Here is a 12,745-nt window from a genome sequence, read left to right as displayed (position 1 = left end):
GAATCCCATTAAATCTACTCCCTTATATAGTTATCTGAATTTTTAGGTTTTTCCTCCTTGAATTTGGGTAATAAATCCTATATCCATTGCTAGTACTTTGAAGGTCTCTTTGGATAAGATCTTATTTCACTTTTACCTTATCCATTATCAGAAAGGGGAGGAAGTCATATGATGAATTGGATTAAATCAGGACTGGCAAGAAAGCTAGTGGCTATTCTATTGGTAGTGATTTTGGTCACCTTCGGTGTCTATGGCGTTACACTGAACCGACAGGTGAGCCATTTTTTCGAAGCACAAATCAGAGAACAAATGCAAGGGGATGCGGCTCATATTGCATCCGAATTAGATAACTTTATGAATCGATACCTAACCATTGTTGAGCAAATGGAAACCAACCAAGATTTTGTAGAGTACATGAGGGATGTCACCACTCGAGACATGAAAAGAGAACATCCCCTTACCCAGCGCGTGCACCAACAGTTGGTGGCTATTAATGAAATGGACGACACTATAGGTTTTGTTTTTTTAGGTCTGGCAGAAGCCAGCGACCTTTTTGCTGACGTGTATGACTACGATTCTGCGCCAGACTATGTATTAAGGGGCCGAGGATGGTATCAGGAGACCCTTAGCGCAGGTGGTCCTTATGTATCCGCTCCTTATCTGGATGCTGTAACTGGTGGATTAGTCGTTACAGCGGCGGCTCCTGTTATGCAAGGATCCCGGGACTTAGGCAGCGTATCCATTGACATCTACATTGATCAAATTCAAAATATTATGGGAGAATACCAAATGGGTGATACCGGGTATGCTTTTTTGGTAGACCATGAAGGGCTAACGGTTTACCACCCGGATGAAACTATGATTATGGAAAGCAATATCCTTGATATGGAAGGGGCTCTAGGACAGGCAGGCACACACATGGTGGCTGGGGAATCTGGATTTGCAGAATATGAATTTAACGGAACCCAACGAATGATATTCTATACACCTGTAGAATCTGTAGGATGGTCTGTAGCCACTATGATTCCACGCAATGAGGTCATGGCTCCCGTGAGGGCCTTTATGACTGTAAACCAAGGGATGTTGGTGGGAACCATTGTTTTGCTGCTTTTAGCCATGGTCTTTTCCGTTAAACGCTCTCTTAAATCGGTTCCTCAAACCCTCGAGGGCGTGAAGAGCTTGAGCCAAGGAAATTTGATGGTTGCTTTTGATACCAATTCCTCTGATGAAATTGGCCAAATTAACAAGGCACTTCAAGAAATGCGTGAAAACTTGGTAACCCTAATCAGCGATATTATGGATCGAGCCGATCAATTGGCCGCATCCTCCGAAGAGTTAACGGCCTCCACCGAAGAAGCTTCTGGAGCCGCATCCCAGGTAGCTGGTGCCATTGAAGAAATTGCCAAAGGAGCAGAAAGCCAAGCCCACGACACTTCCAGCGGTTCTCAACATATCCAGGAAATCAGCCAGTTGATCGAATCCGATAATCAACATCGAAGTCGATTAAATCAGGCGGCGGAAAAAATAAATCAAATGAAAGAACAAGGCGTGAAGACCGTCTCTCAATTAGTAGAGCAAACAGCCTCTAGTAATTCAGCTGCTCAAGAAATCCAAGATATTATTACTCGGACAAACGAAAGCGCTAAAGAAATCCAGATAAAAAGTACCAGTATTAAAAGCATTGCTGAACAAACCAATCTATTAGCCTTGAATGCTAGTATTGAAGCAGCACGAGCTGGAGAAGCAGGCAAAGGATTTGCGGTGGTAGCAGAAGAAATCAGAAAGCTTGCTGAAGACTCCAATTCATTTACAGAAGAAATTAATCACATTATCACTACCCTGAATCAAATCACCTCCCATGCCGTCGAAAAAATGGATGAAATTAGCCAGTTAAGCCAACAACAAACCCAAGGGGTTCAGTCTACGAATACTAATTTCGATGGCATTTCAGAGGCTTTAAAAGAAATGCTCTCTATCATGGAAGATTTAAATCAATCCAGTACTGCCATAGGGGATAAACGAAATGAGATCGTCCTCGTAATAGAAAACTTGTCGGCCATTGCCGAAGAAAACGCCGCCAGCACAGAAGAAGCTACGGCCTCTGTAACAGGACAATCTGAAACGATAAACGGCATTTCTGATGGCAGCCATGATCTTGTCACCTTAGCAGAAGGCATGCAGGAAAGTATTAATCACTTTAAAGTTCATTAGTTCAATCTCCGAACCTATATTCTACCATTAACAACTTAAAATACCCCCGAGGTGGTGGTAACATGAAGTGGTTCCAAACTAGAATTTCAAGAAAAATAGCCTTATTAATGATGGTGTTATTGCTGGGTTTTCTGTGGTCTGCAGGAGCCGTTTTGAAACAACAAGCAGCAGAACATCTGCGTGAAGAAAACTACCACCGCCTCATGACAGAGGTTACCAATCTTCAAAAGGACCTAGATGCCTGGTTTAAGGAATACCTGGTCATGGTGGATACCATGACCACCAACCAGGATTTTCTCACTATCTTACAGGAAGTGGAGGATGGCTATGCCAAGAGGGATCACCCCCTCTATCAACAGGTAGTTCAACAGCTTCAATCCCTCCAAAGACAAAGGCCCCATATTTCTTTGGTAATCTTAGGCTTGGCTGATGCCAACGATTTAATTACAGACCGGTATCATTACTTTATTCGTCCTCAATATGATCTCCAAAGCCGAGAATGGTATCAAGAAAGCCTTGCCTCTCTGGAGACAGTCATTACCTCACCTTATTTAGACTTTGTTACTGGCGAAATGATCGTTTCTATTGCTAGAGTCATCCGTGACCAGGACAAAGCACTGGGCGCAATGGCCCTTAATGTGGAAATCAAAAGCCTCTATAGCCTAATGGATTCTTTTCAGATAGGGTCCCATGGCTATGCCCTCATTGCCTCTCATGAGGAAGAAGTTATTTACCATCCTGATCTACCAGTATTATCCATGCCAGGTCAGTATGATTTAGAAGCCTTTTACCCTAACTCCTTTGCTGCTGCACTCATTGAGCCTCCTGCTGTGAGGCAATTTCATAAGGAAGATGAACTCTGGTATTTTGCCAATACTTCCCTGGAGAATCTCCCTTGGCAAGTGGTTTTAATGATGCCAAAGGAAGAAGTGATGGCTCCGCTTCAAGCGCTGCAATCCCGCTATTATCTGCTTATGTCTGGGATCATGGGCCTGGCGGTATTCATGGCTTTATGGATTAGTAACCGGCTGTCCAAGCCTATTACTACCATCACAGAACAAATCAACCAATATGAACACGAAAAACATATGATGTCCTTTCCATCCACCTATTATCAGAGAAAAGATGAACTAGGCCATCTAGTACGCGGACTTCACGATATGAGCCATACCATCAGCCAATACACAGAAGAATTGCAGGCACAAAACGAAGAATTGATTGACGAGACAGAACACCGAAAAACAATCCAGCAAAGACTAGAACTCATTCTACAACTCTTAGCCGGCACCCAGGAATCCACTTTTATTTTAACCCAAGAAGGAACCCTTCTTTATGGCAATGATGCTTTTTTTAAGACCCTTCAGCAATCACCAGATACATTAGAAAGCCAAGAAATTCTCCAAACCTTTTTTAATATCGATGCCAAAAAATTGCCGTCTAAGACAAGTCATGGACTATACCAAGCTCAAGTGACCTTGAAGCACCAATCAGAGTCTGATCCAATTCTGTTTCATCTGGGGATCGAGTCCCTATGGTTTATGAACACCGTTTACTACTTAGGGTACCTAGTAGATATCACCGAAGAACAAAAACAGGCTAAGGCTATTTTTCAGCTTCAGAATATAGACCCCTTGACCCAACTATATACTACTTCCTACCTAGAAAACAAAATCATCGAAACCCTTCAGGAATACCCTGATCAATCCTTCGCCTATCTACTGATTAACATTCGAGAATTCCGACACATTAATGAAGCACGAGGCCATCATTACGCCAATCAAGTTTTAATTAAAGTTGCAGACCATTTGAAAAAAAGCACCCACAAAACCCATATCCTCGGGCGAGTAGGCGGAGATGAATTCGCTTTGTTCATCAGCGAGGCAGATCAAAAGGAGCAGTTGTTTCGACGTGTCAAAGGCCTTAGCGATGAACTGCAAAAACGGTTCTGGATCGGCGATGAAACAGTAGAACTCAAAGTTGCCATAGGCGTTGCTATCTATCCAGATGACGCAAAACACTATAGTGGTCTCATCACCGGCGCTACTTCTGCCTTGAATCACGCTAAGGAAATGGGTTCGGAATGGGTTCAATTTTTTAACGAAACATTAAATCGACGTTCTATTCAGCGATTTGAATTGCGAAACAAACTCTCTGAAGCCCTAGAGAACAAAGAATTTCATTTGGAGTACCAGCCGCTCATCAATATGCACACCAATCAATGGGTAGGGTTAGAGGCGCTGGTTCGCTGGAAAAACCAGGACGGAAAGACGCCACCAGATATCTTTATTCCTCTGGCAGAAGAAACGGAGCTGATCTTACCTCTTGGAGAATGGATTTTCAAAGAAGCCTGCAGTTTTGCCCGCATTCTTCAGCAAGAACAGCTTCCCATTACCGTCAGCATCAATTTATCTGTCATGCAGTTTACCTATCCCTACTTGATTCAAATACTGGAAAAAATAATGGAGGAAACTGGTGTCTCTCCCAAATACATCGAATTGGAAATCACAGAAAGCCTCTTGATGAACAACGAAAAAGAAGGAACCAAGCTCTTAGAAGAACTGCGGAGTAAATCCATTAAAGTTTCCATCGATGATTTTGGTACAGGCTATTCTTCTCTTTCCTATTTACAGAAATTTAAGGTAGATAAAATCAAAATTGACCGCTCTTTTGTCAAAGATATTCCCAGGGATGATGATGGCACCATTGCTAAAATCATTATCGAACTGGCAGAATCCCTGGAAATGGAAGTTGTAGCTGAAGGCGTGGAAACAGAAGCTCAAAATTCTTTTTTAATCGCAGAAGGTTGCCACATCGCCCAAGGATATTATTATTCTAAACCTCTAGGGAAAGAGGAAGTACTCCAAAAATTGAAAAGTAAGAAGTAATCTATTTTATTGTTTTCAACTCTTTCATAAAGGGTACAACTACTATAGCTGTGCTTTTATACTTTATTAGCGAAAGCACTATTGTGAGCGTACTTTATCGTTGTTGGCCCGATTAAGAAGGAGGATAATTTTATGAGCGAAGAAAGAAAATGTCCCGTAACTGGCATGACCAATCCAACTGTAACAAGTGGAGGAACCAGCAATCGTGACTGGTGGCCTAATCAGCTAAATCTTAAAATGCTCCATCAAAACCCACCGAGCAGAAATCCTTTGGGAGAAGATTTTAATTATGCAGAAGCATTTCAACAACTAGATCTTCCATCGATTAAAGAGGATTTATACCAACTAATGACCGACTCCCAAGACTGGTGGCCTGCAGATTATGGTCATTATGGTGGTCTTTTTATTCGAATGGCTTGGCATAGTGCAGGAACCTACCGTATGGGCGATGGCCGTGGTGGTGCCGGATCAGGATCTCAGCGATTTGCACCCCTAAATAGCTGGCCAGACAATATTAATTTAGATAAAGCCAGAAGATTACTATGGCCTATCAAGAAAAAATACGGAAAAAAAATATCCTGGGCCGATTTAATGATTTTAGCTGGAAATTGCGCACTGGAATCCATGGGCTTTCAAACCTTTGGTTTTGCCGGTGGCAGAGAGGATATTTGGGAGCCAGAAGAAGACATCTACTGGGGCGCTGAAAGCGAATGGCTTGGTGATAAACGCTATGAAGGCGAAAGAGAAGATCTAGAAAATCCGCTGGCTGCTGTCCAAATGGGACTCATCTACGTTAATCCAGAGGGACCCAATGGCGAGCCTAACATATTAGAATCTGCCAGAGACGTTCGAGAAACCTTCGCCCGTATGGCCATGAATGATGAAGAAACCGTAGCACTCATCGCTGGAGGCCATACCTTTGGTAAATGTCATGGAGCCGCTGACCCTACACACGTTGGTCCAGAGCCCGAGGCCGCTCCTCTGGAAGAGATGGGCCTTGGATGGAAAAGTGGCTATGGATCTGGAAAAGGCGACGACACCATTTCCAGCGGAATCGAAGGTGCCTGGACGCCAACTCCTGCCAAATGGGATCATAGCTATTTAGATCTTTTATTTAAGTACGACTGGAATCTGGAAAAAAGCCCCGCTGGTGCTTATCAATGGGTTCCTGTGGAGCCAGATGAAAAAGACTTAGCCCCTCAAGCCCATGATTCTTCTAAAAAAGTAAAAACCATGATGACCACCGCAGATCTTACTTTGCGGTATGATCCAATATACAAAAAAATAGCGAAGCGTTTTCAAGAGAATCCAGAGGAATTTGCAGATGCCTTTGCTCGAGCTTGGTTTAAGCTGACCCACCGTGACATGGGCCCTGTCAGCCGTTACTTGGGGCCAGAAGTTCCAGAAGAATCCTTGATCTGGCAGGATCCTGTCCCTTCTGTGGATTATGAACTCATCGATGAAAATGATATATCAGATCTTAAACTCAAAATCCTGGACACTGGGTTAAGCATTCCAGCCTTGGTTTACACGGCTTGGTCTGCTGCTTCCACCTTCCGGAGTTCCGACAAACGAGGCGGTGCCAACGGTGGCCGTATCCGACTAGAACCCCAAAAAAACTGGATAGCCAACCAACCAGATCAACTAGAGAAAGTACTAAACAACTTGGAAAAAGTTCAGGAAGACTTTAACCGTCCTCAATCTAGTAACAAAAAAGTATCCTTGGCAGATTTAATTGTCCTTGGCGGATGCGCCGCTATTGAAAAAGCTGCAAAAGATGCAGGACATCCTATCTCCGTAGCTTTCTCACCAGGCCGTACGGATGCCACGGATGATCAAACCGATATAGATAGTTTCTCTGTCTTAGAACCACTAGCCGATGGTTTCCGTAATTTCACAAAGAAAAAGTACAGCATCAAAGCAGAAGAAATGTTGATAGACAAAGCCCAGCTACTGGGGCTCACCGCTCCAGAAATGACCGTGTTAGTTGGTGGCATGCGCACCTTAAATGCTAATTACCACCAATCTCCCCATGGTGTTTTCACCCATCAGCCTGAAACACTTAGCAACGATTTTTTTGTCAATTTGATGGATATGGAAACGGTCTGGAAGCCAAGCCATGAAGATGCAGATGTTTTCGAAGGTCGTGACAGTAAGACTGGCGAAATAAAATGGACAGGTACTCGTGTAGATTTAATTTTCGGATCTAATTCTGAACTGAGAGCTCTTTCCGAAATATATGCCAGTGAAGACGCCAAAGAGAAGTTTGTTGAAGATTTTGTGGCCGCTTGGAACAAAGTAATGAATGCAGATCGATTTGATTTGTCTTAGCCTTTTTTCAAATGAATCTCATACTGTCTTACTGTTTTTTAGATCTATCATCACAAAAAGTGGTCCCCAAAAAGGATAAGAATCAATTTACCTAAAAATATAATGCTTGAGAATGGATTCTCAAGCATTATATTTTAATTTTCCATTGACAAATTTAATTACTTATCAATATTACTCATGCTCTTTTTTTTCGTAAACACTAATGTAGCAGCAACCCCTAAAAACAATCCTATAACTCCAGGAAATATCATATTTGTGCTGGAATTACTTGTATTAATTATACTTTCATCAGTAGCAACTGCTTCAGAATTAGTATCTGTTACTAACTCCTCTTGCTCTATATCAAACACTAAAGTTGTCGTTCGGCTTACTTGAGTATACGCTGTATCCTCCATTTCCCCTTCTTCTTCTGTTGCTATGTTAGCCTTCACTAACCAACTGCCTGCTTCTCTAATGTCTACTTCAAAGATTCCTTCCGCATTACTTTCAGTCATAACTGTTGATTCTCCAGGTCCATAAGCACTAACTGATGCACCTTCGACTGTTTCACCTTCTAACAAAACCTTCCCCTTAAAGTTTCCCCTATCAATATTACTTAATGGGATAATTTCCAGCGGCATATCCGTAGGCTGTTCTAATGTTGTATTTCCTTCCCCAAATCTAAACACATTTTTTGCCATTTGGACACTTAAAGTTGTTATATCCTCTCGTGTAAAAGCGCTTGGCTTTCTTTCGGCCCAAAATACATATTCACCCTTTTCTGTAGGTACTATAAAGCTTCTTGGTTGTACTCCTCTTCTTTCTAACTCTAATTCTTCTACTGTATCATTCGGATATCTCACAAATAATCGATAGTTTTCATGATCTGCATTATCTAAAAAATCTCCTCTGTGTCCCCAAAGCACTTCAACCTTTATTTCTTCTCCATCTCCAACTTCATTTGTTTCGATCCATAATTCGTGTGCAGAAGCTGTAATACTAAAAGCCATTACTAATACGAACATCATGATCAATATTTTTATTTGTTTTTTCATTTCCAACATCTCCTTTGAATGCTATGTTTTATACTTTACTTTTGTAAGAAGGAGTTTTCCTTCCTTGATTACTGCGATAATGAATGATCGCCGCAATTAATAGAAAAAAGGATATTCCTAATAATGTACTCATCCAAATAGGCACACCATGCAGTGACTCCGTCTGCCCGTCTCGCCATCTAGCACGATGACCTAGCCCATCGTCTGCTACTAACCGATAAAACTTTATCGCTGTGTCATACTGAAAATAACCATTCTCATCGGTCTTTCCTTCTAAAAGCAATTGATTATCTTCATCGAATAGCTGAACGTCTGCAAAACCAGCTGAAGTATTGTCATCGTATTTTACTTTTAATAAGCCTTCATTTTCAATCTCTATCAACATACGATGAGCAAACGCAGTTGATGTCAGTAATAAAATAAATATTAAACTTAAAATTGGTATCAATTGTTTTTTAGCCTTCATAAACATACTCCTTTTTTAGCCTGAGTACACTCATCACCAGTGTTCCTATCAGAATCCCTTTAATTACTGTGGATTTCTTGCCTCACTTTTCCTAACCTTCCAATCAATCTGTAATTTCCTGTTTCTCCATCCGTATATCTATAGGTACTTACCTGTACCAAAACCTTAGAATTATTTATAATGACTCCTACTTCTTTTTGTACTCCATGTATTGAACTACCAATTGACCTGCTAAAACAACTAAAATCCCAAAACTGGCAATCATCATTAACTGAAGCCATTCTTCCACATGCTCTAGCTCATGGGCTATCTCCTCCAGCTCATGAATGATTTCTTCCCCTTGGTCAAAGGTTAATTGAGCATATGCTGAAGGGGCTATTACCATCATAAGAATCATACCCACCAATAGTAGGCACACTATTCTTTTACCACTTACTTGTTTCTTTACTAGTGCTTTCATTCTATCCATCCTCTCAAATGTGTTATTGATTTTCATTATCAATAACACGAATTATATCTCTTCGGGTGTCCCTTGTCTATCCAATCTTGGACAACTCCATAAAAAAGAAACCTTTCCAATCCGCCTGTCCAAAATTTTCATAATGGATTCACTGGATCTTTAAGGTTTCCTTTTCTCTTTCATAATGAGATCTGGTTTATGGTAGGTATTGCTGACTAAGGCGATAGAGATTTCCAAAGAGAATACCGGAAAAAACCATAAGAAAGAAAGAACTTACGACCAACAATACGGCTCCAAAATAGGGAATCCAAGAGAGCATACCCATGATTATTAACATCCCTATCACCACTGCTACTCCTCTCAGGTAGTGGGTAGAAACCGCTCTAATTCCGTTTATTATTTCCGTAAAACGAAAGGCATCTCCAAGCTTTCCACTATCTACATAACGACCCCATCCCATCGGCAGCATCAGCCCCATGCCAAGGCATGCCAAACTCCCTGGAATAATAGCAATAATAAACCTTGTTGTCGTAAAGTCTACTCTACTAGCGGCTATATAGGTCATGGCGAGTAATAAAAGGGTCGGCGGCAAAAAATAGAGAAACTTGATAAGAGAAAAAAAGAATCCAGTCACAAAAAGATTTTTCCAGTCGTTCCATTCTGGCATCTCAAGAGAACCCTTCATACCATTTTGATAGAGTTTGTATCGATAACCACTAACGAAAAAAGAAATAATTGGAATCATGGACAGCAGACATCCGATTCCCCACTTTAGTACGTCTGTTGCTTTAAAAGGTATTGCCATAATCTCTGAAAACATCAACATCTCTGAGGAAGAACGAACCCTAGGATTCAATACCGCTACTGTCTCTCCTTTTTCTGTCATCAATTTTTCGCCATCAAAATAGTAGTGGTACTTCTCAATGCTGATCCATGATGCCATGGGAAGTAGTACAGTGCCGCTTATTTTCTTTCCATTAAGGCTGGTACCATAAGTGCTGTTGCTATCTGTCAAGTAATAGCCTTCTGGTCGGCATTCAATACGGGCATGACTTCGAGATACTTTTGGATCATCAATCACCAACTGATTGGATGGATCACGTCCAATCAGAAAAACATCTAGTGGAGGATTCTGTCCTCCTTCTGTTCTTTCTGTTTCTACGGATGATTCCCAAACTAATCCAATGCTGCAGCCTCCCAGAACCAGAGAATCTTCCGCTGTAATAACCCTTGGTTCATGAATTTGCTGCCTATTCACATGGGTTCCATGAGTACTTCCTAAATCTTCAATTACAATACTCCCAGCAATATCCATTGTCACTCTGGCATGTACTCGTGAAATATTCTCATCCGAAAGAATCAGGTTGCATCGACTTTGATCTCTGCCGATGACCACGGGTCCATTGTTTAATGTAATTTTTTTTCCTTGATCAAAGCCTTCCCTTACCTCTATATACCAGCTCATGGATGATCCTCCTTTCCCTCTTCCCTGTCTGGGTTTACATCTACTCCAGGGTCATGGCTTCATCAGCCTCTGGGACCCTTTCTACTTCTTCCATCATGATGCAATTAGCCCGAATGGCATATTCCCAGGCAGTTCCTGATTCAGGTCCTATTACCGTTACGGTAAAATGATTTTCTTGGTTTTTAGCAAACATTCCCATAACACTGCCAGATCCAGGCCCTGAGACTCCTCCAGGATACAAATCCGGCTTAGAGGCTGCTCTGTTTGGATTCCCACGCCAACCGGAGTTATATACTTCTGCTCCTTCGTATTCCACAATAAAGCGATCTGGAATTCCATAAGCATTAAATCTCATATCAAAACTGGCTCCTACTGGCAACATACTAATATCGTAATTGGTTCTTGTTGTACCTGCTCCACCACTGCCAGACTCATACCACTCATTGCACCTTTCGATGGCATCCTCTCGGTCTTCAAATTCATCGTCTTCCTCATCCAGAAGAATATTAATGGGTACCAAATCGCTGCCATAAACTTCTTCTGGGTTCGTTCTACTCTTAAGCCTGACCTGTAAGTATAAGATCGTACTTTGATCAAAATGATCATAATCATAGGTTACGGTCCCACTAGAATTCGCCCCAACTCCTGGACTATGGCTCCAGCTTCTTCCATCACCAAAATCCCAATCATAGGTGTAATCACCGCTAATATTAGCCTGAGCTGCAAAAGAGTGTTCTACCACATCTCCTTCTTCCAAATTATGTCTAATTTCCCTTTCGCCCAGTATGATGGGATAAACTCTATTGATCCGAATGACGGCCTCTTCTGAATCCAGCACCTCTCCATCTGCAGAGCCTTTCACTTGAAGGGTCAAAAGGACTTCGGCTCTATTGGAAAGGACGGATACATGATTGCTAAAATCGATGTCTACGGAAGAGCCGCTATATTCCCGATCTCCTATCCTCCAAATATATATATAATCCTCTCTAGCTGGTGTAGCAGAAGCCGTATAGGTGTATGTCCCTTCTAACTTATTTATTTCTCGTTCTCCATGAATGCTGACCGTCGGATTTGCATACTGTTGTAGAAATTGTTGGATCATTTGACCAACATAATCCATTTGATCCATCATAACGGTATAGGGCATCGCAAACCAGTCTTCCCCAACCGTAATTTGGAGGACATGATCCAAGAACGTTCCTGCTGCCCCTAAAAGACCAAATCCCAACTCTTTCACCGCATTCAAAAGCCGAACTGGCAGCGGAACATCGTCTCTCCATAACACTTCCTTAAATGCATTGAATATGTTTTTGTAAGGAATCAAGTAATCTGCTACTTTATCGTCAATCCAATTGGCTCCTTCTCTTGCCTCTTTGTCTACTCTGAAGGGGCGATCCCAAGGAGATGGTCCTTGAACCCATTCTGGCCCGCCGCCCTGCTCTATTTCTTGAATTTCAGCCTGGCCTATGCCTTCGTATCGGATCACCATAACATCAATCCGTGTAACAACACTCCTGTTTTCTGCTGAAGACACAGTAATTTGTGTTTGTCCTGGTGTCATTCCCCATACATATCCAACACCACCAAGGGTATCCACCCTAGCAACCCTTTCATCTGCCGAAGCGTAGATGAACTGTTGTGAGCATCTATCCACCGGCAAAGCTGTAGCTCTTAATTCCGTGTGCAAACCTTGCATCACAATGATCGAGCCAGCATCCAAGCTAATTCTGCAATTCATTCCAGGTTGGTCTGCATTTGCCCACGTAAAGCCCGGAAAGATTGCATGACTCATTATGCTCATCAGTAATACCAAGACCAACGCTTTCTTGAAACCCTTCATAACAGCACACCCTTTCCAGGCCCATCTCTTTTGTTTTGAGCACCGTATCTCTT

General features: G+C 42.0%; 8 protein-coding genes. 3 read left to right on the top strand and 5 right to left on the bottom strand.

Translation table 11 applies throughout. The annotated features are described in order from the left end of the window. Positions 1-168: 168 nt before the first annotated feature. The 3 genes from ACZ47N_RS08895 (at position 169) to katG (ending at position 7,427) form a co-directional block, all read left to right on the top strand. The gene (locus ACZ47N_RS08895; protein ID WP_464886197.1) at positions 169-2,211 is read left to right on the top strand and encodes a methyl-accepting chemotaxis protein; all 2,043 of its coding nucleotides are present in this window, start codon (positions 169-171) and stop codon (positions 2,209-2,211) included. A gap of 62 nt (positions 2,212-2,273) precedes the next feature. Beyond that, positions 2,274-5,096 (top strand): bifunctional diguanylate cyclase/phosphodiesterase, encoded by a 2,823-nt coding sequence (locus tag ACZ47N_RS08890; protein ID WP_464886196.1) that lies wholly within the window; start codon positions 2,274-2,276, stop codon positions 5,094-5,096. Between the two features lie 132 nt (positions 5,097-5,228). Further along, on the top strand, positions 5,229-7,427 hold the full coding sequence (katG, locus tag ACZ47N_RS08885; protein ID WP_464886195.1) for a catalase/peroxidase HPI: 2,199 nt from the start codon (positions 5,229-5,231) through the stop codon (positions 7,425-7,427). Positions 7,428-7,585: 158 nt separating this feature from the next. Here katG and ACZ47N_RS08880 read toward each other — a convergent pair whose 3' ends face one another. The 5 genes from ACZ47N_RS08880 to ACZ47N_RS08860 form a co-directional block, all read right to left on the bottom strand. Continuing rightward, a complete protein-coding gene (locus ACZ47N_RS08880; protein ID WP_464886194.1) occupies positions 7,586-8,461 on the bottom strand; it encodes a DUF4198 domain-containing protein in 876 nt (291 codons plus the stop codon). Between the two features lie 28 nt (positions 8,462-8,489). After that, the gene (locus ACZ47N_RS08875) at positions 8,490-8,927 is read right to left on the bottom strand and encodes a hypothetical protein (protein ID WP_093313701.1); all 438 of its coding nucleotides are present in this window, start codon (positions 8,925-8,927) and stop codon (positions 8,490-8,492) included. Positions 8,928-9,114: 187 nt separating this feature from the next. Then, positions 9,115-9,387: a hypothetical protein gene (locus ACZ47N_RS08870; protein WP_464886193.1), complete on the bottom strand. Its 273-nt coding sequence runs from the start codon at positions 9,385-9,387 to the stop codon at positions 9,115-9,117. Positions 9,388-9,583: 196 nt separating this feature from the next. Further along, positions 9,584-10,852: an FHA domain-containing protein gene (locus tag ACZ47N_RS08865; protein ID WP_093313705.1), complete on the bottom strand. Its 1,269-nt coding sequence runs from the start codon at positions 10,850-10,852 to the stop codon at positions 9,584-9,586. Between the two features lie 40 nt (positions 10,853-10,892). Continuing rightward, on the bottom strand, positions 10,893-12,692 hold the full coding sequence (locus tag ACZ47N_RS08860; protein ID WP_464886192.1) for an Ig-like domain-containing protein: 1,800 nt from the start codon (positions 12,690-12,692) through the stop codon (positions 10,893-10,895). Between the last annotated feature and the right edge of the window lie 53 nt (positions 12,693-12,745).

The sequence above is a fragment of the Tindallia texcoconensis genome, assembly GCF_055383815.1.
This window is presented reverse-complemented; position numbering and strand designations above follow the sequence as displayed.